General features: G+C 58.2%; 22 protein-coding genes. 19 read left to right on the forward strand and 3 right to left on the reverse strand.

Going from position 1 to position 24,906, the window contains the following annotated elements; all coding sequences use genetic code 11:
• Window positions 1-56: 56 nt before the first annotated feature.
• The 10 genes from eno (at window position 57) to L598_RS11040 (ending at window position 9,960) form a co-directional block, all read left to right on the forward strand.
• Window positions 57-1,331 carry a phosphopyruvate hydratase gene (gene eno / locus L598_RS10995; RefSeq protein ID WP_144862450.1) on the forward strand — a complete coding sequence of 425 codons (1,275 nt, stop codon included), beginning with the start codon at window positions 57-59 and terminating at the stop codon, window positions 1,329-1,331.
• A 104-nt stretch (window positions 1,332-1,435) separates the two neighbouring features.
• Window positions 1,436-1,762 (forward strand): septum formation initiator family protein, encoded by a 327-nt coding sequence (locus L598_RS11000; protein ID WP_144862452.1) that lies wholly within the window; start codon window positions 1,436-1,438, stop codon window positions 1,760-1,762.
• 172 nt (window positions 1,763-1,934) lie between these two features.
• Window positions 1,935-2,981, forward strand: a complete 1,047-nt coding sequence (gene pdhA / locus L598_RS11005) for a pyruvate dehydrogenase (acetyl-transferring) E1 component subunit alpha (RefSeq protein WP_144862454.1) — start codon at window positions 1,935-1,937, stop codon at window positions 2,979-2,981.
• Between the two features lie 15 nt (window positions 2,982-2,996).
• Window positions 2,997-4,439, forward strand: coding sequence for a pyruvate dehydrogenase complex E1 component subunit beta (locus L598_RS11010; RefSeq protein ID WP_144862456.1), 1,443 nt, complete (start codon window positions 2,997-2,999; stop codon window positions 4,437-4,439).
• 11 nt (window positions 4,440-4,450) lie between these two features.
• Complete coding sequence (locus L598_RS11015; protein WP_144862458.1) at window positions 4,451-5,848, forward strand: pyruvate dehydrogenase complex dihydrolipoamide acetyltransferase; 1,398 nt, start codon at window positions 4,451-4,453, stop codon at window positions 5,846-5,848.
• A 66-nt stretch (window positions 5,849-5,914) separates the two neighbouring features.
• Window positions 5,915-6,553: an SGNH/GDSL hydrolase family protein gene (locus L598_RS11020; protein ID WP_144862460.1), complete on the forward strand. Its 639-nt coding sequence runs from the start codon at window positions 5,915-5,917 to the stop codon at window positions 6,551-6,553.
• Window positions 6,554-6,568: 15 nt separating this feature from the next.
• Window positions 6,569-8,014 (forward strand): dihydrolipoyl dehydrogenase, encoded by a 1,446-nt coding sequence (lpdA, locus tag L598_RS11025; RefSeq protein WP_144862462.1) that lies wholly within the window; start codon window positions 6,569-6,571, stop codon window positions 8,012-8,014.
• Between the two features lie 126 nt (window positions 8,015-8,140).
• Window positions 8,141-8,395: a GlsB/YeaQ/YmgE family stress response membrane protein gene (locus tag L598_RS11030; RefSeq protein ID WP_144862464.1), complete on the forward strand. Its 255-nt coding sequence runs from the start codon at window positions 8,141-8,143 to the stop codon at window positions 8,393-8,395.
• A 124-nt stretch (window positions 8,396-8,519) separates the two neighbouring features.
• Window positions 8,520-9,485: a lipoyl synthase gene (lipA, locus tag L598_RS11035; RefSeq protein ID WP_144862466.1), complete on the forward strand. Its 966-nt coding sequence runs from the start codon at window positions 8,520-8,522 to the stop codon at window positions 9,483-9,485.
• A 13-nt stretch (window positions 9,486-9,498) separates the two neighbouring features.
• Window positions 9,499-9,960 carry a type II toxin-antitoxin system RatA family toxin gene (locus tag L598_RS11040; protein ID WP_144862468.1) on the forward strand — a complete coding sequence of 154 codons (462 nt, stop codon included), beginning with the start codon at window positions 9,499-9,501 and terminating at the stop codon, window positions 9,958-9,960.
• Window positions 9,961-9,967: 7 nt separating this feature from the next.
• On the opposite strand, the gene L598_RS11045 is transcribed toward L598_RS11040, so the two are convergent.
• Window positions 9,968-10,453: a CinA family protein gene (locus tag L598_RS11045; RefSeq protein WP_144862470.1), complete on the reverse strand. Its 486-nt coding sequence runs from the start codon at window positions 10,451-10,453 to the stop codon at window positions 9,968-9,970.
• Window positions 10,450-11,670, reverse strand: a complete 1,221-nt coding sequence (locus L598_RS11050; protein ID WP_246658713.1) for a bifunctional 2-C-methyl-D-erythritol 4-phosphate cytidylyltransferase/2-C-methyl-D-erythritol 2,4-cyclodiphosphate synthase — start codon at window positions 11,668-11,670, stop codon at window positions 10,450-10,452. The genes L598_RS11045 and L598_RS11050 overlap by 4 nt, the downstream gene beginning before the upstream one ends.
• A 231-nt stretch (window positions 11,671-11,901) precedes the next feature.
• Here L598_RS11050 and dusB point away from each other — a divergent pair, with 231 nt between their 5' ends.
• From dusB to hflX, 9 genes are all read left to right on the forward strand, one after another.
• On the forward strand, window positions 11,902-12,849 hold the full coding sequence (dusB, locus tag L598_RS11055) for a tRNA dihydrouridine synthase DusB (RefSeq protein ID WP_144862474.1): 948 nt from the start codon (window positions 11,902-11,904) through the stop codon (window positions 12,847-12,849).
• Window positions 12,846-13,985 (forward strand): nitrogen regulation protein NR(II), encoded by a 1,140-nt coding sequence (locus tag L598_RS11060; protein ID WP_144862476.1) that lies wholly within the window; start codon window positions 12,846-12,848, stop codon window positions 13,983-13,985. The genes dusB and L598_RS11060 overlap by 4 nt, the downstream gene beginning before the upstream one ends.
• Window positions 13,982-15,433 (forward strand): nitrogen regulation protein NR(I), encoded by a 1,452-nt coding sequence (gene ntrC / locus L598_RS11065; RefSeq protein WP_144862478.1) that lies wholly within the window; start codon window positions 13,982-13,984, stop codon window positions 15,431-15,433. Before L598_RS11060 ends, ntrC begins: the two co-directional genes overlap by 4 nt.
• Before the next feature lie 101 nt (window positions 15,434-15,534).
• Entirely contained in the window at window positions 15,535-17,823 is a 2,289-nt protein-coding gene (locus tag L598_RS11070; RefSeq protein ID WP_144862480.1) for a PAS domain-containing sensor histidine kinase, read from the forward strand.
• Window positions 17,813-19,174, forward strand: coding sequence for a sigma-54 dependent transcriptional regulator (locus tag L598_RS11075; protein WP_144862482.1), 1,362 nt, complete (start codon window positions 17,813-17,815; stop codon window positions 19,172-19,174). The genes L598_RS11070 and L598_RS11075 overlap by 11 nt, the downstream gene beginning before the upstream one ends.
• Window positions 19,175-19,196: 22 nt before the next feature.
• Window positions 19,197-20,573: a Trk system potassium transporter TrkA gene (gene trkA, locus L598_RS11080; RefSeq protein ID WP_144862485.1), complete on the forward strand. Its 1,377-nt coding sequence runs from the start codon at window positions 19,197-19,199 to the stop codon at window positions 20,571-20,573.
• A gap of 49 nt (window positions 20,574-20,622) precedes the next feature.
• A complete protein-coding gene (locus L598_RS11085; protein WP_144862487.1) occupies window positions 20,623-21,489 on the forward strand; it encodes a D-amino-acid transaminase in 867 nt (288 codons plus the stop codon).
• 144 nt (window positions 21,490-21,633) lie between these two features.
• Window positions 21,634-21,882, forward strand: a complete 249-nt coding sequence (gene hfq, locus L598_RS11090) for an RNA chaperone Hfq (protein WP_144862489.1) — start codon at window positions 21,634-21,636, stop codon at window positions 21,880-21,882.
• Between the two features lie 84 nt (window positions 21,883-21,966).
• A complete protein-coding gene (gene hflX, locus L598_RS11095; RefSeq protein WP_246658715.1) occupies window positions 21,967-23,268 on the forward strand; it encodes a GTPase HflX in 1,302 nt (433 codons plus the stop codon).
• Window positions 23,269-23,274: 6 nt separating this feature from the next.
• Here hflX and mazG read toward each other — a convergent pair whose 3' ends face one another.
• Window positions 23,275-24,093, reverse strand: coding sequence for a nucleoside triphosphate pyrophosphohydrolase (mazG, locus tag L598_RS11100; RefSeq protein WP_144862493.1), 819 nt, complete (start codon window positions 24,091-24,093; stop codon window positions 23,275-23,277).
• Window positions 24,094-24,906: the final 813 nt, after the last annotated feature.

Below are 24,906 nucleotides of genomic sequence, written 5' to 3' on the forward strand. Positions count from 1 at the left end.
TCTCGCGCTTTCGTTAAGACGGGCGCGGTTTCCACAACGAATGACAGGATGCACCCATGACCGCTATCATCGATATCGTCGGACGCGAAATCCTCGACAGCCGCGGCAATCCGACCGTGGAGGTCGACGTAACGCTGGAAGACGGGTCGATGGGCCGCGCGGCGGTCCCGTCCGGTGCCTCCACCGGCGCTCATGAGGCTGTCGAACTGCGGGACGGTGGCAAGCGCTATCTCGGCAAAGGTGTCACCAAGGCCGTCGACGCGGTCAATGGCGAGATCTTCGAGGCGATCGGCGGGATGGAGGCCGAGAACCAGATCCATATCGACCGGACCATGATCGAACTCGACGGCACGCCTAACAAGAACCGGCTCSGCGCCAATGCCATTCTCGGCGTATCACTTGCGGTCGCCAAGGCKGCGGCGGAAGCCTCAGGTCTGCCCCTCTACCGCTATGTCGGCGGCGCTTCCGCCCATGTGCTTCCCGTTCCGATGATGAATATCATCAATGGCGGCGCTCATGCGGATAACCCGATCGACTTCCAGGAATTCATGATCATGCCGGTCGGCGCCGAAACTTTGCGCGACGCCGTGCGCTGGGGTTCGGAAATCTTCCACACGCTCAAGAAGAGCCTCAAGGAAGCTGGCCACAACACAAATGTGGGCGACGAGGGAGGTTTTGCGCCTGATCTGAAGAACGCTCAGGCGGCGCTTGATTTCATCATGACTTCAATCGAGAAAGCGGGCTACAAGCCTGGTGACGATGTCGCGATCGCTCTCGACTGTGCGGCGACGGAATTCTTCAGGGACGGTTCCTATGTCTATGAAGGCGAAAGGAAAACGCGCAACGGCAAGGCACAGGCGAAATATCTGGCCAAGCTCGTTGCCGACTATCCTATTATCTCCATCGAAGACGGCATGGCCGAGGATGATTGGGACGGCTGGAAAGCCCTGACCGACCTTTGCGGCGACAAGGCACAGCTTGTCGGCGACGACCTGTTCGTCACCAATTCGGCCCGCCTGCGAGACGGCATCAAGATGGGTGTCGGCAACTCAATCCTCGTCAAGGTCAATCAGATCGGCACACTGACGGAAACCATGGAGGCCGTGGATATGGCGCATCGCGCGCGCTATACTGCCGTCATGTCGCACCGCTCCGGAGAGACCGAGGACTCGACCATCGCTGATCTGGCGGTCGCAACCAATTGCGGGCAGATCAAGACGGGTTCGCTCGCCCGTTCGGACCGGCTTGCCAAGTACAACCAGCTTATCCGCATCGAGGAAGAGCTGGGCACGCAGGCACGCTACGCGGGAAAAGCGATCTTGCGCGCTTAAGAGAAGCGCCAGAACTGAGACCGAGGGCGGGGCGGCAGATTGACTTGCTGTCCTAACCGTCCATTAAGCATGATATGGTCACATTGGCGGAAAGGAATTTCGCCATGTGGACACGCCAGTACAAGAGACGCAATACCGGCCGTCTGATCGTGCCTGCGATCACGGCCATCTTCCTCGCCTATTTCGGTTTTCACGCCTATCACGGCGAATACGGCATCTATTCCAAATACAGGCTTGAGGATCGTGCGAAGGATCTGCAGGCTCAACTCGATGCCCTGAAGGACAGGCGTGCTCATTTGGAGCATCGGTTGCAGCTTCTTCATGATGGAACGCTCGAGAAGGACATGCTTGACGAACAGGCCAGACGCGCTCTCAATCTGGCCCACAAAGACGAGGTAATAATCTATCGATCGATGCAGAAGTCAAATTAACTTAATTCTAGTTAATAACTGATATAGACAATATTTTCAGTAATTTATGCGCGTACGGACTATGCATTTTTCGCATGGTCGAACGTGCTGACCCGTGCTAGCTTCGTAGTGAAATTGGAAGGGCAGTATCTTCTTCCAACATCCACCATAAAGAGGCAGCAGGGAGTGAGGCATGGCGACTGCCGCCAGAAAATCTCCGTCATCCAGAACCCGATCGACCAGCAAATCCACCAGTTCCGTGAAGACGCCGCCCCCGGCGAAATTCACCAAGGACGAAGAGCTTGCCGCCTATCGCGACATGCTCCTGATCCGCCGTTTCGAGGAGAAGGCCGGCCAGCTTTACGGCATGGGCTTCATTGGCGGCTTCTGCCATCTCTATATAGGCCAAGAAGCTGTTGTCGTCGGCATGCAGATGGCTCTCAAGGAAGGCGATCAGATCATCACCGGCTATCGTGACCACGGCCACATGCTAGCGACCGGCATGTCCGCGCGCGGCGTGATGGCCGAACTCACCGGTCGGCGTGGTGGCTATTCCAAGGGTAAGGGTGGCTCCATGCACATGTTCTCGAAGGAGAAGAACTTCTTTGGCGGGCATGGCATCGTTGGCGCCCAGGTTCCGATAGGTACCGGGCTGGCACTCTCCAACCGCTATCGCGGCAACGACAACATTTCGCTGACCTATTTCGGCGACGGTGCGGCCAATCAGGGTCAGGTCTATGAGAGCTTCAACATGGCTTCGCTATGGAAGCTGCCCGTTGTCTACATCATCGAGAACAATCGCTACGCTATGGGCACGTCCGTGGCGCGGTCGTCGGCGGAAACTGATTTCTCCCATCGCGGCCTTTCATTTCGAATCCCCGGCATCCAGGTCGACGGCATGGATGTCCGCGCCGTCAAGGCGGCGGGCGACATGGCGGCCGAATGGTGCCGCGGCGGCAACGGGCCAATTATCCTGGAGATGCAGACCTACCGCTATCGCGGCCATTCCATGTCGGATCCGGCGAAATACCGAAGCAAGGACGAGGTGCAGAAGATGCGCTCCGAGCACGACCCGATAGAGCAGGTGAAAAAACGACTTGTGGAAAAGAAGTGGGCCAACGAGGACGACCTGAAAGCGATCGACAAGGAAGTGCGCGACATCGTGGCTGATGCAGCTGATTTCGCACAGACCGATCCCGAGCCCGACGTTTCGGAGCTCTATACGGACATCGTGCACTGAGAGGGCCCATAGAACATGCCGACAGAAATACTCATGCCGGCCCTCTCGCCGACAATGGAAGAGGGCAATCTTTCCAAATGGCTGAAGAAAGAAGGCGACACGGTTACCGCGGGTGACGTGATCGCCGAGATCGAGACCGACAAGGCGACAATGGAAGTCGAAGCCGTGGACGAAGGCACGCTCGGCAAGATTCTCGTCGCCGAGGGTACCGAGGGAGTAAAGGTCAATACGCCCATCGCGCTCCTGTTGGGCGATGGCGAGAGCGTTGACGATATAAAGGAGAGCGCCGCACCCAAGTCGGCCAAATCCGAAACGACGGCTGATGAGGCCGACAAGGGCGGAAAGCGCGCCGATGCAAGCGAGGAGGGCAGCAAGTCCGTTGCCCAGGATCAGGGCGAAAGTTCCAGTTCCAAAGCCCCCGCGGCTCCGAAAGCGGAAATCGCTGCCGACCCCGACATTCCGGAAGGCGCCGAGATGGTGCAGATGACTGTGCGCGAGGCTTTGCGCGACGCCATGGCCGAAGAGATGCGCCGTGACGAAGATGTCTTCATCATGGGCGAGGAGGTGGCCGAATATCAGGGCGCTTACAAGGTCACGCAAGGCTTGCTGCAGGAATTCGGCGACAAACGCGTGGTGGATACGCCCATCACCGAGCATGGTTTCGCGGGCGTTGGTGTTGGTGCAGCCTTTGCCGGTCTGAAACCTATTGTGGAGTTCATGACCTTCAATTTCGCCATGCAGGCGATCGACCAGATCGTCAATTCGGCGGCGAAGACGCTCTACATGTCTGGTGGTCAGATGGGCGCTCCGATCGTCTTCCGCGGCCCCAACGGCGCCGCGGCGCGCGTGGCGGCCCAGCACAGTCAGGATTATGCTGCCTGGTACAGCCATATTCCCGGACTGAAGGTGGTCATGCCCTATACGGCTGCCGACGCGAAAGGTCTGCTCAAGGCAGCAATCCGCGACCCGAATCCGGTGATTTTTCTCGAAAACGAGATCCTTTACGGTCACACCTTCGATGTGCCGAAGCTCGACGATTTCGTGCTGCCGATCGGCAAGGCGCGCATCCACAAGCAGGGCAAGGACGCCACCATCGTCTCCTTTGGCATCGGCATGACCTATGCAGTCAAGGCCGAGGAGGAATTGCGCGGAATGGGCATTGACGCAGAGATCATCGATTTAAGGACCATCCGTCCGATGGATCTCGATACCGTGATCCAATCGGTCAAGAAGACCAACCGGCTGGTAACGGTTGAGGAAGGTTTCCCTCAGTCGTCGGTGGGCGACCATATAACAAGCCAAGTGATGCAACGTGCTTTCGATTGGCTCGACGCGCCTGTGATAACCGTGACCGGCCGCGATGTGCCGATGCCTTATGCGGCCAATCTCGAAAAGCTTGCGCTGCCCAGCGTGGCTGATGTGGTGGATGCCGTGAAGGCCGTCACCTATCGCGACTGAGGAGGGACGTCATGCCGATAAACATCACCATGCCGGCCCTGTCGCCCACGATGGAGGAAGGCAATCTCGCCAAGTGGCTTGTCAAGGAAGGTGACAAGGTTTCCCCGGGTGACGTCATTGCCGAGATCGAAACTGACAAGGCGACCATGGAGGTCGAGGCCGTTGACGAGGGCACGATGGCCAAAATTGTGGTTCCCGAAGGAACCGAAGGCGTCAAGGTCAATGCGCTGATAGCTGTCCTCGCCGAAGAGGGCGAGGATGCAGCCGCGGCAGCGAAAGCTGCCGGCAGKGATGGAGGCGCGAAGGAGGCAAAGGCCGAAACCTCGGTGAAAAAGGAAGAGGCGGCAGAACCACCAGAGGAATCCAAACCAGCCGAAAGGCCGGCCGTGCAATCCAGCGGTAATGGCGCCGCAAAAGCGGATGCTGTCGGCACAGCGGACACTGCACCGAAAGAGGACGGCGCGCGCCTCTTCGCCTCTCCACTTGCCCGCCGCATCGCCAAGGATGCGGGCATCGACCTGGCGCAGCTCAGCGGTTCTGGTCCTCATGGTCGTGTCGTGAAGGCTGATGTGGAAGCGGCGGCAAAAGCCGGCATGCGGGGGCAGGCTTCAACGGAACAGGCTGCAATGGCGGCTGCTTCCACGCCTTCGGTAAAGCCGATGTCGGATGACGCGATTCTCAAGCTCTTCGAAGAAGGTTCCTACGAACTCGCGCCGCATGACGGCATGCGCAAGACAATCGCGCGCCGGCTGGTTGAGGCCAAATCGACCATTCCTCATTTCTATCTCACGCTCGATTGCCAGATCGACGCGTTGCTGGAGCTGCGCAAACAGCTCAATGCCGCCGCGCCCATGGTCAAGACCGAAAATGGCGAGGCTCCCGCCTACAAGCTTTCGGTCAACGACATGATTATAAAGGCAATGGCGGCCGCGTTGATGGCGGTTCCGGAGGCAAATGTCTCCTGGACGGAGGCCAACATGGTCAAGCATAAACATGCCGATGTCGGAGTTGCGGTTTCCATACCGGGCGGGCTGATTACGCCAATCGTGCGCAAGGCGGACCAGAAGACGCTTTCGGTTATCTCAAACGAGATGAAGGATCTCGCCTCGCGGGCACGAAGTCGGAAGCTCAAGCCCGAGGAATATCAGGGCGGTACGACGGCCGTTTCCAATCTTGGCATGTTCGGCATCAAGGACTTCGCCGCGGTTATCAATCCGCCCCACGCTACCATTCTTGCGATCGGTGCGGGTGAGGAGAGGGCTGTTGTGAGGAACGGTCAGATCGAAGTCGCCAATATGATGACCGTGACGCTTTCGACGGATCATCGTGCCGTGGACGGCGCACTCGGGGCCGAACTTCTTGCTGCCTTCAAGCGCGTGATCGAAAACCCGATGAGCATGCTGGTCTGATATTGCTCTTCCAACAGGCAGACATCGCTTCCGGCTGCACAGCCCCTGAACCGAACGGCAAGAAATATGAAGACCATCCTCTGCTACGGAGATTCGCTGACCTGGGGATACAACGCTGAAGGCCCTGGCCGTCACGCCTATGCGGATCGTTGGCCGAGTGTACTGCAGCAGGCGTTGGGCGAGAATATCCGTGTCATCGCGGAAGGGCTGAACGGACGGACCACGGCATTTGATGACTATGCAGCCGGTGCTGACCGCAACGGCGCCCGCCTCCTGCCGACGATCCTGATGAGCCATGCTCCGCTCGACATGGTTATCGTCATGCTCGGCACGAATGACATGAAACCGTTTATCTGCGGCCATGCGATCGGCGCGAAACAGGGCATGCGGCGGCTTGTCGACATCATCCGTGGGCATGATTACCCGGTTGAACAGGCCAAGCCGCAGATCATTCTCGTTTCGCCCCCGGTAATTTGCGAAACCGGAAATCCCGATTTCTCGGCATTGTTCGGCGGCGGCATAGCGGAATCGCGAAAGCTCGCCGGCCTCTATGCCAGCTTGGCGGAGGAGATCGGTTGCGGCTTCTTCGACGCAGGCTCGGTCGCTCAGACGACATCGCTCGACGGTGTGCATCTCGATGCGACCAATACCCGTGCCATTGGAGAAGCGCTGGCACCGATCCTGCGCGGCAGTCTAGGACTTTGAGTGAAGGAGAGCAGTGTGGCTGAAAATTACGACGTCATCATCGTCGGCTCCGGTCCCGGGGGTTATGTGACGGCCGTGCGCTCCGCACAACTTGGTTTCAAGACCGCGATTGTGGAACGCGAGCATCTGGGCGGCATCTGCCTCAACTGGGGTTGTATCCCGACGAAGGCACTGCTGCGTAGCGCCGAAATCATGCACTATGCTGAACACGCCAAGGATTATGGCCTGAAGATCGAGGGCAAGGTCAGTGTCGATACGGCTGCCGTGGTTGATCGCTCACGCAAGGTTTCAGGACGGCTGAACAGCGGCGTCGGTTTCCTCATGAAGAAGAACAAGGTTGACGTGATTTGGGGTGAAGCAAAGCTGACGAAGCCCGGCGAGATTGCTGTCTCGAAATCCTCCAAGAAACCGATGGACCCTCAGCACCCCGAGCCGAAGGATGCAAAAAGCGATGGCACCTATACCGCAAAGCACATCATACTGGCCACGGGCGCGCGCCCGCGTGTGCTGCCGGGGATCGAGCCGGATGGCAAGCTCATATGGACTTATTTCGAAGCGATGGTGCCGAAGGAAATGCCGAAATCGCTGATTGTCATCGGCTCAGGGGCCATCGGCATCGAATTCGCCAGCTTCTACCGCACAATGGGCGCGGACGTGACTGTGGTCGAAATGCTGCCGAACATCCTGCCGGTAGAAGATGCCGAAGTCTCCAAATTTGCCAAAAGACAGTTAGAGAAGCAGGGTATCAGGTTTCACGTCGAGGCCAAGGTCTCCAAAGTGGAAAAGTCTGCGAATTCAGTGATGGCCCATGTGGAGACAAAGGGCGGCAAGGTCGAGAAGATCACCGCTGACCGTCTGATCTCTGCGGTAGGAGTGCAGGGAAACATCGAAAATCTCGGGCTCGACGCCTTGGGCGTGAAGACGGAGCGCGGCTGCGTCGTCGTGGACGGTTACGGCAGGACCAATGTCGCTGGCGTCTATGCCATAGGTGACGTTGCTGGCCCACCTATGCTGGCACACAAGGCCGAGCACGAAGGCGTGATCTGCGTGGAAAAGATAGCAGGTGTGCCCGGCGTCCATGCCTTGGACAAAGGTAAGATTCCCGGCTGCACCTATTGCCAGCCGCAGGTGGCATCGGTTGGCCTGACAGAGGAAAAGGCCAAAGAGGCCGGTCGTGATATCCGCGTCGGCCGCTTCCAGTTTGGCGCCAACGGCAAGGCTATTGCTCTTGGGGAAGACCAGGGCTTCATCAAGACGATCTTCGACAGGAAGACCGGAGAGCTTTTGGGTGCTCACATGATCGGCGCTGAGGTGACGGAGCTGATCCATGGTTTCGTCGTTGCGATGAATCTGGAAACAACCGAGGAAGAGCTTATGCATACGGTCTTTCCTCATCCGACGCTTTCGGAGATGATGAAGGAGAGCGTTCTGGATGCGTATGGCCGGGCGCTGAATGCATAAGCGGCCAGATGTCAGCGCATTCATCCGTCCTCAAGGCGCAACCATCGGTAGTGTTGTGCATTGAGCATGCAGTGCGTGGCGGTATTTTATGCCATGTATCAATTCTGATTGGAGAAGGAGGTAGGAATGACAGGCGTTGGTTGGATAATGACGATCATTCTCGGCGGGCTCGCCGGATGGATTGCCGAAAAGATCATGAAGGCCGATATGGGCCTCTTGGCGAATATCGTCGTCGGTATTCTGGGGGCAGTCATACTCAATGCAATTCTTGGCCTGCTCGGCGTCATCCCGCCCGGCGGATGGCTCTGGCAATCGATTATCGCCATTATCGGTGCCTGCCTCCTGATCTGGATCTATCGGCTGGTTCGCGGGCGGACCTGAGCCAAGCCATTCGACAGATGCAGCCCGGGCGTGCAGGCGGCCGGGCTGTTTTTGTGAGCCAGAACCTATATATGCAGAAGTGGCCGGGCTCGATAATCCCGGTCAGATTCGAGGAAACCCGCCAGTGGTAACCGTTCTCGACAACGTTTCCCGGCCTCCGCGGCCGCGGCATCCGGAGAAGGCACATCGGCCCGATCAGGAAGTCCTGCGCAAACCGGACTGGATCAGGGTCAAAGCCCCAACCTCGCGGGGCTATCTCGAGACCCGAGAGATCGTGAAGTCGAATCGCCTGGTTACGGTCTGCGAGGAGGCCGGCTGCCCCAATATCGGCGAGTGCTGGGACAAGAAACACGCCACCTTCATGATCATGGGCGAGATCTGTACGCGTGCCTGCGCCTTTTGCAATGTGGCGACCGGCATACCCGGTCCTCTGGACGAGGAAGAGCCGGCTAATGTGGCGAAAGCCGTGCGGCAGATGGGGCTAAATCATGTCGTCATTACGTCGGTGGACCGTGATGATCTTGCCGATGGCGGCGCGGAGCACTTCGCCAGGGTGATCCGTGCGATTCGAGAGACTTCGCCCGATACCACGATCGAGATTCTCACGCCCGACTTCCTGCGCAAGGAAGGAGCGCTCGAAGTGGTGGTGGCGGCAAAACCTGACGTCTTCAACCACAATCTGGAAACAGTACCGTCCAAGTATCTGACGGTGCGGCCGGGAGCCCGCTATTTCCATTCCATGCGGCTCTTGCAGCGGGTCAAGGAACTCGACCCCTCCATGTTCACCAAATCCGGCATTATGGTCGGCCTGGGCGAGGAGCGGAACGAGGTTCTGCAACTCATGGACGACCTGCGCTCGGCCGATGTGGATTTCATGACTATCGGCCAGTATTTGCAGCCGACACGAAAGCATCATCCGGTGAAGAGATTTGTGACCCCCGAGGAATTCAAATCCTATGAAACGATCGCTTACACCAAAGGCTTTCTGATGGTTTCATCCAGTCCACTCACACGCTCTTCCCATCATGCGGGCGAAGATTTTGCGCGGCTCAAAGCTGCGCGCGAAGCGCGCCTGAAGCTTTCCGCTTAACCGGCTGAGTTTCATGCCCAAATACGAAACCGTTCGCCATGTTCGCCACTCGGCCGAAAGGATGTTCGAGCTGGTCGCGGACGTGGAAAAGTACCCGGAATTCCTTCCCATGTGCGAGGCGTTGACGGTCCGTTCGCGCAAGGAACGTGACAGTGTCACATTCCTGGTGGCTGATATGACCGTTGGCTACAAGGCGATCCGCGAGGCCTTCACAAGCCAGGTGATCCTCAAGCCGGCGGAAAACGTCATAGATGTGCGTTACGTTGATGGCCCTTTCAAGCGCATGGAAAACCGCTGGCGCTTCGATCCGACGGGTGAGGGCGGGTGCGACATCCACTTTTTCATCGATTACGAATTCAAGAGCCGGATATTAGGCGCCCTAATGGGGGCAATGTTCGATCGCGCCTTCCGCATGTTTTCGGAGGCTTTCGAAAAACGAGCCGATACAGTCTACGGCTCGAGTGCCGCTGTCTGATCGATCGCTATTCCAGCATCTCTATGCCAAGCTGCAAGGCAGTCCTGACCGTTTCCCGCCGTACATAGTCACGTCCGCGGTTTTCAAAAAGACGCCTCTCGGCGAGAGGCGGTCTGCCTGTACAGGCCAAGCCAAACCATACGAGCCCCACAGGTTTTTCGGCGCTACCACCATCTGGCCCTGCAATGCCGGTGACGGAGAGAGCAATTCCGGCTTTCGACCGTTCCAAAGCACCTGTTGCCATTTCAAGGGCCGTCTCCTTCGATACCGCCCCGTATAGGGAAAGCGTCTTCTCTTTGACGCCTAACATGGTCATCTTGGCGTCATTGGAATAGGTGATGAAGCCGCAATCGACCATAGACGAAGAGCCGGGAATATCCGTCAGAAGGGCGATAATCATGCCGCCCGTGCAGGATTCGGCAGTCGCCGCGAGAATTTCGCGGCCTCTGCAGGCCTTCAAAAATCTGTCAGCCAATTCCGGCAATTCGCTCATTCCGGTACCTCTCCGGGGAAAATGACCGTTGCGGTTGCAATTCCGGCAATGCCTTCCTTGCGTCCTACAAAACCGAGCTTTTCATTGGTTGTTGCCTTTACCGAAACCCTGTCAGGAGAAATGCCGAGCATGGCCGCTACTGCCGCGCACATCGCTTCCCGATGAGCCCCGATGCGCGGCGACTCGCAGATCAGCGTGATGTCGGCATTGGCAATCCTGCCGCCGCGTTCCCGCACCAGTCCTGCCGCATATTCAACGAAGATGCGTGATTCTGCGCCTTTCCATCGCGGGTCGGAAGGCGGGAAATGCGTACCTATATCGCCTGCTCCGCAGGTCGCGAGCAATGCATCGGTGAGGGCATGCAGGCCGACATCTGCATCCGAATGGCCCGCAAGACGTTTGTCATGGGGAATCCTGACACCGCAGAGCATGACGTGATCGCCTTCAACGAAGGAGTGTACGTCATATCCATTGCCAGTCCGCACGTCCGGATACGCAACTCCGGTAAAGCCAAGCCGTTCATTGACAAGTGCGATATCGCGGGCCCAGGTGAGCTTCACATTGTCCGGAGAGCCCTCGACGATCCTTACCGGGATGCTGGCCCATTCGGCGATCGCGGCATCGTCCGTGAAGTCCGTACGGCCTTCGGCATATGCCTTTTCATGCGCATTGAGGATCGGGGCAAAGGGAAAGCCTTGGGGCGTTTGCGCGGCAAAGAGTCCATGGCGCTGCATGGTAGTCTCGATCATGCTGTCGGAACGCACTCTTTTCAACGTGTCGGAGACTGGCAGGGCAGGCAGCACCCCTGTTCGGCCATCGATGGCGTCGATAACGCGATCGATCAGAGCATGATCGACAAATGGCCGCACAGCGTCATGGATGAGGACAGTGGCCGGCGCGTATTCGCTAAGCGCGAGAAGACCGAGGCGCGTCGAAACCTGGCGTGAAGGGCCACCATGGACGGCCCTCACGCGGTCACCCAGACCCGCAGCAGCTTTCGCGAAAAGCGCTTCGTCTTCCGGATGGATCGCTACGACGATGTGGGAAATCCGGGGATGAGCCAACAGGGCATCAAGGGTGCGGCGAATGACCGGCCTGCCGCCAATCCGGCGATATTGCTTCGGTCCTTCGGCGGCCTGGCCAGCCCGTTCACCCCGACCCGCCGCGACGACCACAGCGCCGACCGGCGCATGCGCCGGAATATCCCGTGAATCCATATCTTCCTTCATCCGGGGAGGCTTACTTGCCGTCGGTTGCAAATACCAGTGGAATCCTGATGGCTTCCCATCTGTGACAGAATCGCTGTTGCCTGTTCACGAAAAAATGTCTAATGATTGGGCAAAAGCAGCGAGTGCTTTGTTTTTGTGCATACACCAATCTTGAAACAGCTTGCCAAGCCTCTCGCCATAGGACCGGTTTCGTTACGGAATCGGGTCCTTCTGGCACCTATGTCCGGCGTGACGGACGAAGCTTTCCGCATGCGGGCCTATGCTCATGGAGCAGGGCTCGTCGTATCCGAAATGGTGGCAAGCGGCGAGTTGGCGCGCGGTCGCACGGATTCAAACAGACGAATACGCCGTCCGACGGTTGATGTCCATATGGTCCAGCTTGCCGGGCGTGAGGCTCGTTGTATGGCGGAAGCCGCACGCATCGCGGTAGGCGAGGGGGCCGATATCGTGGATATCAATATGGGTTGCCCTGCCAAAAAGGTGACGGGCGGCTATTCCGGCTCTGCCTTGATGCGGGATCCTGACCATGCCTTGTCGCTCGTTTCGGCGGTGGTTGCCGCGGTCGATGTTCCGGTTACCGTCAAGATGCGCCTGGGCTGGGACGAAACCATGCTCAATGCGCCGCTGATTGCGAAGAAGGCTGAGGATGCGGGCGTGCGCATGGTGACGATTCATGGCCGCACGCGCTGTCAATTCTATAAGGGCAAAGCCGACTGGAGAGCAATTTCGCAGGTCAAGCAGGCTGTCTCCATACCAGTAGTGGCGAATGGTGACGTCTTTGATGCCCATGACGCGGCGACGATCCTGGAACAATCGGGCGCTGACGCAGTGATGATCGGCCGCGCTCATTATGGTGCCCCCTGGCTGGTAGGGTCGATCGCCAGGACGGCAGCCGGTTTTGTGACAGACACGCCGGAACCGGGTGGAGAACTCGCCGACTATGTGACAGCGCATTACGAAGACATGTTGAGCCTCTACGGCATGGGACCGGGCGTTCGTCATGCCCGGAAACATCTCGGATGGTATCTTGATCTCCATGCTCCCGAGACGCCGATCGATATCCGGCATCGGATCATGACCGGAACCGAACCCGTTATTGTAAAACGGCTTCTGCGGGACGCCCTGATTGCGGGTTGTGAAAATTCGATGGCAAGGAGGGTCGCATGACCGTGTCGGCGCCGGCCCGTCCTCTCACTGATCTCGCCCAGATGGTGCTCAACGCCATTCCGCATCCTGTGATCATGGTTGATCCGGAGGGAATGATCACTTTCGCAAATGCCGATGCAGAAGACTTCTTCCGGTCCAGTTTTTCTTTTCTTTCGCGCAATACGCTTTCGAAGTTCGTACCTTTCGGCAGCCCGCTTCTGACGCTCGTCGAGCAGGTGCGGGAGCGGCATTCTCCTGTCAACGAATATCGTGTCGATATCTCCTCGCCACGGCTAGGGCCGGACAAGATCGTCGACATCTATGTGGCCCCAGTCACGGAAAGTCCCGGCTCGGTCGTCGTCATGTTCCAGGAACGCTCCATGGCGGACAAGATCGACCGGCAAATGACGCATCGTGGTGCAGCGCGCTCGGTGACCGGGCTTGCAGCCATGCTGGCGCATGAGATCAAGAATCCGCTTTCGGGGATACGTGGTGCAGCGCAGCTTTTGGAAAGCGTGGTGCCGGATGAGGACAGGGCACTAACGCGGCTCATAACCGATGAGACGGACCGGATCGTTTCGCTCGTTGACCGCATGGAAGTCTTTTCGGACGAGCGCCCGGTCGATCGCTCACCCGTCAATATCCATGTGGTGCTCGATCATGTGAAGGCGATTGCCCAGAACGGATTCGCAAATCGCCTGCGGATCGTGGAGGAGTATGATCCATCCTTGCCACCCGTATTTGCAAACCGCGGTCAGCTTATCCAGGTCTTCCTCAATCTTGTGAAGAATGCCGCCGAAGCCCTTGCTGGCATTGAAAATGGCGAGATACGGCTGTCGACCGCCTTTCGCCCTGGCATTCGGCTTTCGGTCCCCGGTACGCGCGATCGCGTATCACTGCCGCTCGAATTCTGCGTCCATGATAACGGGCCGGGCGTGCCGGAAGATATCCGGCCAATTCTCTTTGATCCCTTCATCACAACGAAGCAGAATGGCTCCGGCCTGGGGCTGGCGCTCGTCGCCAAGATCGTTGGCGAACATGGCGGTGTCATCGAATGCGATTCCTCGCCGCGCGGCACCACTTTCCGTATTCTTATGCCTGCCTGGCGCGAAGCCGCCGGGCAGGAGGAAGCCAGTGACAGGGAATCCTCGCGATGAGCATGCATGGCAGCATTCTGGTTGCCGATGATGACGCCGCGATCCGCACGGTGCTCAATCAGGCACTGTCGCGGGTCGGGCACGAAGTGCGCGTTACCTCCAACGCATCCACACTATGGCGCTGGATATCGTCGGGCGAGGGCGATCTGGTCATCACCGATGTGGTGATGCCTGATGAGAATGCCTTTGACATGCTGCCGCGCATTCGCAAGACGCGACCGGAACTGCCCGTGATCGTCATGAGTGCTCAAAACACCTTCATGACGGCGATCCGTGCCTCGGAGGCGGGAGCTTATGAATATCTCCCGAAGCCGTTCGACCTGACGGAACTTCTCAACATCGTCAACCGCGCGCTCTCCGAACCGAAACGCCCCGGTACAGATCCTCATCATGAGGACCAGCCGGAGGCGATGCCGCTTATCGGGCGTTCCGCCGCCATGCAGGATATCTACCGCATGCTGGCGCGCATGATGCAGACCGACCTGACTGTGATGATCAGTGGCGAGTCGGGAACCGGCAAGGAACTGGTCGCCAGGGCTTTGCATGAATATGGACGCCGTCGAAACGGGCCTTTCGTGGCCATCAACATGGCTGCCATTCCGCGCGACCTGATCGAATCCGAATTGTTCGGTCACGAGCGCGGTGCCTTCACCGGTGCGCAGCATCGCTCTTCAGGCCGTTTCGAACAGGCGGAAGGCGGCACGCTTTTTCTGGACGAGATCGGCGACATGCCAATGGAGGCGCAGACGCGTCTGTTGCGGGTGTTGCAGCAGGGAGAATACACCACCGTCGGCGGACGCACTCCCATCAAGACGGATGTGAGAATCGTCGCTGCTACCAACAAGGATCTGCGGACTCTGATCAATCAGGGCCTTTTCCGCGAGGATCTTTTCTACAGGCTGAATGTCGTCCCGCTGCGCCTGCCGCCTCTACGGGAACGGACTGAAGACATTCCGGATCTCGTCCGCCATTTTTTCAAGCAGGCCGAAAGCGAGGGGCTGCAGTCGAAGCGGATAGCTCCGGGCGGCATCGACGCGATGAAACGTTATCAATGGCCCGGCAATGTCCGTGAGTTGGAGAATTTGGTCCGGCGGCTTGCCGCCCTTTATCCACAGGAAGAAATTTCGGCCGAGATCATCCAATCGGAACTGAGGACCGCCGTTTCGACGCCCGCAGGTGAATCAGGCTCACTCCCGGAGGATCTGTCGATCGGTCAGGCTGTCGAACATTATCTGCAGCGCTATTTCTCTCGGTTTGGCGGTGAACTGCCGCCGCCAGGCCTGTATCACCGCATCCTGGCAGAGGTGGAGTATCCGCTGGTTCTGGCATCCATGACGGCCACGCGAGGAAACCAGATCCGGGCTGCGGAATTGCTCGGCGTTAATCGCAACACTTTGCGCAAGAAGATTCGCGAACTGGGCGTCAACGTCTATCGCGCCTCGAAATAATCCGAGTTGCCTGCCAGAGCTTGCTCCTCTGGAGCTTTGTTGCGAAATTGCCACAATGCGTTGCATACATGCAACGCGACTGGCGCATTTCAAGCGACTCGATGACGACGCAGATACAGCAACCTGCCCAACGGCTTTTGTCGAAGCCTGGTCCCATTGAGGGCCGGAAGCTTCTGGCACTGCCCGGTATAATCGTTGTTGTCAGTGCTCTGCTGACGGCCGCGGTTTCCTTCGCGATCCTGCTCGGCCTGACGCCGTTGACGCCGGATGCAAGGATGACGCTGACGCTGATAGCCATCAACGTCGCCTTTGTATTCCTGTTGATCGCATTAGTGGTGCGCGAGGCGCATCGGATCTATGCGGCGAGGAAAAGCGGCAAGGCAGCCTCCCGCCTGCATGTGCGGATTGTGGCGATGTTCTCGCTGGTTGCCGCCGTGCCCGCGATCCTCGTTGCCGTTGTGGCGTCAGTTACGCTCGACCTGGGGCTTGACCGATGGTTCGAGCTCAGGACGAAGGTGATCATCAATTCGTCGCTGTCGATCGCGGAAGCTTATGTGCAGGAGAACGCACGTAATCTCCAGGGCACGACGCTTTCGATGGCTTTCGATCTCGATCGCTTTCGGGCGCTCTACAATCTCGATCGGACCGGTTTCCGCAATCTGATGACCGAACAGGCCGTCGGCCGGGCCCTTGCGCACGCCGTCCTCATGCGCGCTGACGGCTCCGTCGTCATGGCGGCGCAGATGCCGCGCGAGATAGAGATCCCCGAACCCCCCGTTGGTGCTTTGCAAACCGCCGCTGAGGGCAGGCCGGTGCTGATCCAACCGCCCCAGAGCAATATGGTGGGCGCGATCGTCAAACTGCGTGAGATACCGGACGTGTATCTCTATACGTCACGTCTTCTTGATCCGGAGGTCATCAGGGCGCGTCAGATTGTGCGTTCCAATACAGAGGAATATCGCGGCCTTGAAGCCAATCGCGTGAATACGCAGGTCGCCTTTGCCTTGCTCTATCTGATCGTGACGCTTGTGGTGGTTCTGGCAGCGATCTGGACCGGCATTGCAGTCGTCGATCGGATCGTGCGGCCAATCCGCCAGCTTATAGGTGCCGCCGACGAGGTTTCCACAGGAAATCTCGACGTGTCCGTCCCCGTCCGCGCCTCCGACGGCGATGTCGCATCGCTGGGTGCCACCTTCAATACGATGATCCAGCAGTTGAAATCGCAACGCAATGAACTGATCACCGCCAAGGATGTCATCGATGAGCGGCGGCGTTTCTCGGAAGCGGTGCTGGCCGGCGTGACGGCGGGAGTCATCGGCGTCGACGCGCAAGGCACGGTCTCGATCGTCAACCGATCCGCCGAGACGATGCTTGGCATCTCTTCTTCCGATACGGTTGGCCGCAATCTTTCGAGCGTTCTGCCGCATATAGGGCGCGTCTTCGAGATAGGGCGCAACTCTGGCCGCCAGGTCTATCGCGACCAGGTCACCTTCTATCGCGGCGGTACAGAGCGCACCTTCAACGTGCAAATCACGATCGAGCAGGGCGAGAGCGAGATTGACGGCAAGTCCTACGTCGTGACAGTGGACGACATTACCGATCTCGTGCAGGCTCAGCGCTCCTCTGCCTGGGCCGATGTCGCGCGCCGCATCGCCCACGAGATCAAGAATCCGCTGACACCGATCCAGCTTTCCGCCGAGCGTATCCGCCGCCGCTACGGCAAGGTTATCACGGAGGATCGTGAGATCTTCGATCAATGCACGGACACCATCATCCGGCAGGTCGGCGATATTGGCCGCATGGTGGACGAATTTTCGGCTTTCGCGCGCATGCCGAAACCGGATATCCGCCTGCTCGATCTGCGCGAACCGCTACGCGAGGCATCGTTCCTGGTCGAGGTCAGCCGCAGCGACATCAAGTTCGAACGGGATTTCGGTTCCGAGCCGCTTATGGGCAGGTTCGATACCCGTCTGATGAGCCAGGCATTCGGCAATGTCATCAAGAATGCCGCCGAGGCGATAGAGGCTGTCGACAGGGAGAACAAGGAACCCGGCGCCATACGTGTCAATGCCAGGCGCGAGGACGCTTTCATCCATGTCGATGTCATTGACAACGGCAAGGGATTGCCTCGCGAGAACCGTCAGCGGCTCCTCGAGCCTTACATGACGACGCGCGAGAAGGGGACAGGGCTCGGCCTTGCGATCGTCAAGAAGATTGTCGAAGACCACGGCGGAAAATTGGAATTGCACGATGCGCCGGCAGATTTCCACGGTGGCGGGGGTGCCATGATCCGCATGATCCTACCGGCGGTCGCCCAGGCGGGTGGCCCGGAGAATGAGGCGGCGGAGAAAAATCTGAAAGAAAGTGAGAAGGTCAACAATGGCGTCTGACATACTTGTCGTCGATGATGAGGAAGACATTCGCGAGCTTGTTGCCGGCATACTGAGCGACGAGGGTCATGAAACACGCACGGCGCATGACAGCGACAGCGCTCTGGCTGCAATCGCCGATCGGGTGCCGCGGCTCGTGCTGCTGGATATCTGGCTCCAGGGCTCGACGCTCGACGGTCTTGCCCTGCTTGACGAAATCAAGACCCTTCACCCGCATCTGCCGGTGGTGATGATTTCCGGTCATGGTACGATTGAGACGGCAGTCTCCGCTATCCGCCGTGGTGCCTATGATTTCATCGAAAAGCCGTTCAAGACGGATCGCCTGATCCTGGTTTGCGAACGTGCACTCGAAACCTCCAAGCTGAGGCGCGAGGTTTCGGATCTCAAGAAGCGAACCGGCGAAACCTTCGATCTGATCGGCACGTCACCGGCAATGAATCATCTGCGCCAGACGATCGAGCGCGTCGCACCTAGCAACAGCCGCGTCATGATCATGGGACCTTCCGGATCGGGAAAAGAGCTGGTGGCGCGCGCGATTCATGCGCTTTCAGCGCGCAAGAACGGCCCTTTCATCTCTCTCAATGCCGCCACAATCACCCCCGAGCGCATGGAGATCGAGCTTTTCGGAACCGAATCGAACGGCAGTGAACGCAAGGTGGGAGCGCTGGAAGAGGCGCATCGCGGTACGCTGTATCTCGACGAGGTTGCCGACATGCCGCGCGAGACTCAGAGCAAGATCCTGCGCGTACTTGTGGATCAGCAGTTTGAACGGGTAGGGGGGACCAAGCGGGTGAAGGTGGATGTCCGGATCATTTCTTCCACTGCCCAGAACCTGGAAGCCATGATCGCCGAAGGACGTTTCCGAGAGGATCTTTATCATCGCCTTGCCGTTGTACCGGTCATCGTGCCGCCGCTGTCGGAACGGCGGGAAGACATTCCGCTTCTGGTGGACCATTTCATGAAGCAGGTGGCCGTTCAGGCCGGCATCCGGCCGCGTCGGCTGGGTAACGACGCCTTCGCGGTTCTGCAGGCGCATAACTGGCCGGGCAATGTTCGGCAGTTGCGCAACAATATCGAACGCCTGATGATTCTGACGCGGAGTGAAGATGCGGACTCTCCCATCACGGCGGACCTGCTTCCCGCCGAGATCGGCGACGTCATGCCGCGCGTGCCGACCCAGTCCGACCAGCATATAATGGCGTTGCCGTTGCGTGAAGCTCGCGAGCTTTTCGAAAAGGAATATCTTCTGGCGCAGATCAACCGATTCGGCGGCAACATATCGCGTACAGCCGAATTTATCGGCATGGAACGGTCGGCCCTGCACCGGAAGCTGAAATCGCTCGGAGTATAGCCGCCATTTCGCGAGGCGAGAAATGAGAGTGATCATATGCGGCGCCGGACAAGTGGGCTTCGGCATCGCCGAGCGGCTTGCTGCCGAACAGAACGACGTTTCGGTGATCGACACCGCGCCGGAGCTTATTCGTTCGGTGCGTGACACGCTGGACGTGCGTGGTTTCGTCGGTCACGGCGCGCATCCCGATGTCCTGGCAACTGCAGGCGCCCAACAGGCGGATATGATAATCGCCGTTACTCTCTACGACGAAGTCAATATGGTTGCCTGTCAGGTGGCTCATTCCCTGTTCGATGTACCAACCAAGATCGCACGCATCCGATCGCAATCTTATCTGCAAACCCACTACATGGACCTGTTTTCGCGAGATCATCTGCCGATCGATGTGATTATTTCACCCGAAGTCGAGGTGGGCGAGATGGTGTTGCGTCGCATTGCGCTTCCCGGCGCTGCCGATGTCGTTCGTTTCGCTGACGGTAATGTGGCGATGGTGGCTATTGAATGCCTGGAAGAATGCCCGGTCATCAATACGCCGCTTGCTCAGCTCAGCGAGCTTTTCCCCGACCTGCCATCCACCGTTGTCGGCGTTTCGCGCAACGGCCGGCTTTTCATTCCCCATTCTGCCGACCAGCTCATTGCAGGCGATATGGCCTATGTGGTGACCACGAAAGAGCAGGTGCGTCGCACTCTTGGCCTGTTCGGGCATGAAGAGACGGAGGCGACCCGCATCGTCATCGCCGGTGGAGGCAATATCGGGCTCTATGTCGCCAATGCGCTCGAACGCAAGCAGAGCCGCACCAAGGTGAAGATCATCGAGAGCACCCGCGAACGCGCGGTGGCGGCCGCTGACGAGTTGCGGCGCACGGTGGTGTTGCACGGCAGCGCGCTTGACCAGAAGCTTTTGCTCGAGGCGGATATTCAGGACGCCGATCTGATGGTGACATTAACCAACGACGATCAGGTCAACATTCTCTCGAGCGTGATGGCGAAACGGCTTGGCTGTAAATCCAACCTCGTCCTGATCAACAATCCAACTTATCACGAATTCGCCAAAACGCTTGGCATTGATGCCCATGTCAATCCGCGTGCAGTGACGATCTCGAAGGTGCTGCAGCATGTCAGGCGAGGGCGCATACGCGCTGTCCACAACATTCAGCGCGGCGCTGCCGAGGTGATCGAGGCCGAGGCGCTGGAGACATCGCCGCTGGTCGGGCCGTTGCTCAGGGACATCGAATTTCCGGATGGCATGCGGATCGGCGCGGTCTATCGAGACGGCGTTGTCATCAAACCGAGCGGCTCGCTGCGGATCAAGCCAAAGGACCGTGTGGTCATCTTTGCAATGGAAAACGCAGTCCGGCATGTCGAACAAATGTTCCGGGTGAGTCTGGAGTTCTTCTGAACTGCTCTGTCGGGACAAGTTTCATTGCCGCATTTTAAGGAGGGAATTGATGCCTCGCATTGCTTACGTAAACGGTCGCTATATTCGCCACGCCGAGGCAGCGGTCCATATCGAGGACCGAGGCTATCAGTTTGCCGACGGCGTCTATGAGGTCTGCGAGGTCGCCCGCGGCTTCATCATCGACATGACGCGTCATCTGGATCGCCTCAACCGTTCATTGAGCGAGTTGCGGATCGGCTGGCCCATGCATCGGTCGGCGCTGGAATTGGTGATGCGCGAGGTGGTACGCCGAAACGGTGTGCGCGACGGCCTTGTTTATCTGCAGGTCACGCGCGGAGTGGCCAAGCGCGATCATTTTTTCCCTACGTCGGATACGAAGCCGGCGATCGTGGTGACGGCGAAGCGGGGCGATCCCGATGCTGCGGCAAAGCGCGCGGAAACCGGAATCAAGGTGATCACGGTGCCCGAGAATCGCTGGGAGCGTGTCGACATCAAGACCGTGGGGCTGCTGCCGAACGTGCTCGCCCGTCAGCAAGCCAAGGAGGCGGGAGCGCAAGAAGCATGGTTCATCGATCCCGACGGTACGGTAAAGGAGGGCGCAGCCACAAATGCCTGGATCGTGACCAAGGACGGCAAGCTCGTTACGCGTCCGGCTGATTTCGGCATTTTGCGCGGAGTCACGCGGGCCACCGTAATGGACGTAGCTGCCAAACTTGGTCTGGAAGTCGAGGAGAGGGGGTTTTCGGTCGAAGAGGCAAAGGCCTCACGCGAGGCATTCATTACAGCGGCCTCGACGGTTGTCATGCCGGTCGTAGCGATCGATGAGGTGCCCGTGGCGAATGGTCATCCCGGGTCCGTTACGCTTTCACTGCGGCGGATGTTTTTTGACGTTGCGGAAAAAAGTCCTGCCTGTTAACCACATCGGGTCGGCGGCCGCGTATCCGAATTGATAGCCGGGTTTCTCCGGCGGGACATATCGGGTCTGTCTCCTTGACAGAAGCCGTCGTTTTTTGCGCTACTGCATTTCGGAGTTGCAGGGGGATCGGGGAAAATCAAAAAAATGGCCGAACGATCACAAAATCTGCAGGATCTGTTCCTGAATTCTGTTCGCAAGAACAAGAACCCACTCACCATCTTCCTCATCAACGGCGTCAAGCTGACGGGTGTCGTCACGTCGTTCGACAACTTCTGCGTGCTTTTGCGCCGTGATGGTCACTCGCAACTCGTCTACAAGCATGCGATCTCGACCATCATGCCGAGTCAGCCAGTCCAGTTGTTTGAGGCAGAGGAAAGCAACCGGGACGCCTGATTGGCAAAAAAACAACGGGCAAAGCACGATGCTTCGGCCTCCGCGGAGGGTGCGCCGCAGGATGTGACGCGCGCCGTGGTGGTCGTGCCTGTGCTGGCTCGTGCAGGTCGAAACGAGGCAGAGGAGGGGACGGCGGGTATTCGTCCCCGTTTCTCCCGTTCGCCGGAAGCACGGCTTGAGGAAGCGGTAGGGCTGGCTGACGCCATCGATCTACACACCATCCATTCCGGTATCGTTTCGGTCAACGATCCCCGTCCGGCTACGCTGATAGGAAGCGGAAAGCTTGAGCAGCTTGCAGAAATCGTCCGCGAAGAGGCGGTTGAACTTGTCATCGTGGACCATCCTCTGACGCCTGTGCAGCAGAGAAACCTGGAAAAGACGCTCAATGCCAAGGTTCTCGACCGCACTGGCATCATCCTGGAAATTTTCGGCCGTCGAGCCCGTACGAAGGAAGGGCGGCTGCAGGTCGATCTCGCGCATCTGGAATATCAGCGCGGCCGGCTCGTCAGAAGCTGGACCCACCTGGAACGCCAGCGCGGCGGCGGTGGTTTCATGGGCGGCCCAGGCGAAACGCAGATCGAGGCTGATCGCCGGCTTCTGCAGGAACGGATCATCCGCCTCAGGCGCGAACTGGAAACCGTCCGCCGCACGCGCGACCTGCATCGGGCAAAGCGCCGGAAGGTGCCGTTTCCGGTGGTTGCAATCGTCGGCTACACAAATGCTGGCAAATCCACTCTCTTCAATCGGCTGACCGGGGCAGGGGTTGTCGCTGAGGACATGCTGTTCGCCACACTCGATCCCACGCTTAGACGTGTGCGATTGCCCCACGGCACTGAAGTGATCCTTTCCGATACGGTTGGCTTTATTTCTGATCTGCCCACGCATCTGGTGGCAGCTTTCCGTGCCACGCTTGAGGAAGTGGTGGAGGCTGATCTCATCATCCATTTACGTGATATTTCCGATCCGGATGCGGCTGCCCAGGCCGAGGACGTGGAGAGGATTCTAGCCGATCTCGGCATAGAAGCATCCGACACCAACCGCATCCTTGAAGTCTGGAACAAAATCGACAACCTCAATAACGGCGACTGCGAACGGCTTTTTGCTGCGGGCACGACCAAGCGTCCACCGGTTGCCGTCTCAGCCGTAACCGGGGAGGGGGTCGACAATCTCGTGACCTTGATCGAAGCTCGGCTTTCCGGTGAATTGCGTATGATCCAGGTGTTACTACGATCGGATCAACTTGCCTTGCTGGATTGGCTTTACAGCAATGGTGAGGTTACGCAACGCGTTGATCATGAGGATGGAAGCGTTACCCTGAGTCTCCGCGTAACGGATGCTGCCGGCAAAGAAATCAACGACCGTTTACGCAGTAATATCAAAGGGTAGGGTGCCCTACTTCACCTTTTTCGATTGCTGCCAGATCGCTTCCATTTCATTCAGAGATGCATCCTCCAGTTTTTTGCCGGCGTCCGCCAGGGTGCGTTCGATGAAATGGAAACGATGGCGAAACTTGTCGTTGGTTCCGCGCAAGGCGGCTTCCGGATCGAGCTTCAAATGCCGTCCGAGATTGACGAGCGCAAAGAGAAGGTCGCCATATTCGCCTGCCGCGGCTTTATCGTCATTCCTGTCCAGGGCTTCACGCAGCTCGCCGATCTCTTCCTCGATCTTATCGAGAATAGGCCTGGCTTCGCCCCAGTCGAAGCCGACGCGCGCGGCTTTCTGCTGCAGTTTCAGGGCGCGTGTCAGGCTAGGTAGAGCAAGCGGTATATCATCCAGAAAACCCGAAGCGACATTTGCCTCCGGCGCATTTCTTCTTTTCGTCTGACGCTCGGCCTTTTCCTCGGCCTTGATCTTCTCCCACATGCCTTTAGCCATTCCAGCCTCGCGAGCGTCCTTGTCGCCAAAAACATGCGGATGGCGGCGGATCATTTTGGCCGTGATGGCTTCCACCACATCGCCGAAAGCGAAACTGCCTTCTTCTTCAGCCATCCTGGCATGAAATACGACCTGCAGCAGAAGATCGCCCAATTCCTCGCGCAGATCCTCCATGTCTTCACGCTGGATGGCATCCGCAACCTCATAGGCTTCCTCGATGGTATAGGGAGCGATGGAAGCGAAATTCTGCTTCACATCCCACGGGCAACCGGTTTTCGGCTGGCGCAGCGCAGCCATGATCTCGAGAAGGCGAGAAATGTCTTTGGAAGGATGCATTGGAATAATGACGCTACCCGACGTTGCCAATGAAGCCTGCTGCACCTGGATCAGCATAGGCCCTTTGCACAGCTATCGCATTTCTCAAAGCCATGCCAGCGTTCGGCCACCAGGGCGGCAGCGCCTTATCAGGGCTATGGTAGCTACACTCCTAATCAAGATCGCATAAGATAGATTATGGAACTATATTTAGCTGGGAAACCACAATCTCGAAGGCCTCGTCGGCCGTTGGGATGAGCCGACGAGGCCCGGATGTAAGCTGCTTGGTGGTGTGACTTACATCCAAGAATGCGAAGAACATGCAATCAGGTCGCTTTTCAGGAATACGGTATCAACTTTGATTTCGCGCATGCAACATGGGTTGCCAAACTGTTCTGCGTGGAACGCGTGGAACGATCTCGCGCGTTGAGGGCCGCTGAGCGCGTACCAGTCAAATGCCGTCGGCTGCCTTGGCGGAGCCCAGATACAGCCGACGGCTTTGCACCACCAAGCAATTTACTTGATGGCTATCCTTAGTACAAATCGTGCGGGCAAAAAGATGACAAAAGTCATGTCTCCCAAAGCCGTTATGGCTATGACAATGCGCTGAACCAATTTCTGCAAACGCAAAAAGTCATTGATGGCCGAGAGATCTGCCTGCTTCGCCTCATTGTTGTCTTCGTCGTTTTGGTTTTTTGGAAGACGGTATTACGCGGCGATGTCGGCTGCCACGGCTTCGGCAAACAAGTGCTTTGGTTCGGCCGCGAATACGGCGTCGTGCGCGCCAGCGGCCGCCCATACAACTGGATGCTTGAGCAGCGACTCGTCCGCAAA

This window comes from Mesorhizobium sp. J18, assembly GCF_007829525.1.
In the GTDB taxonomy this organism is placed as follows: domain Bacteria; phylum Pseudomonadota; class Alphaproteobacteria; order Rhizobiales; family Rhizobiaceae; genus VLJP01.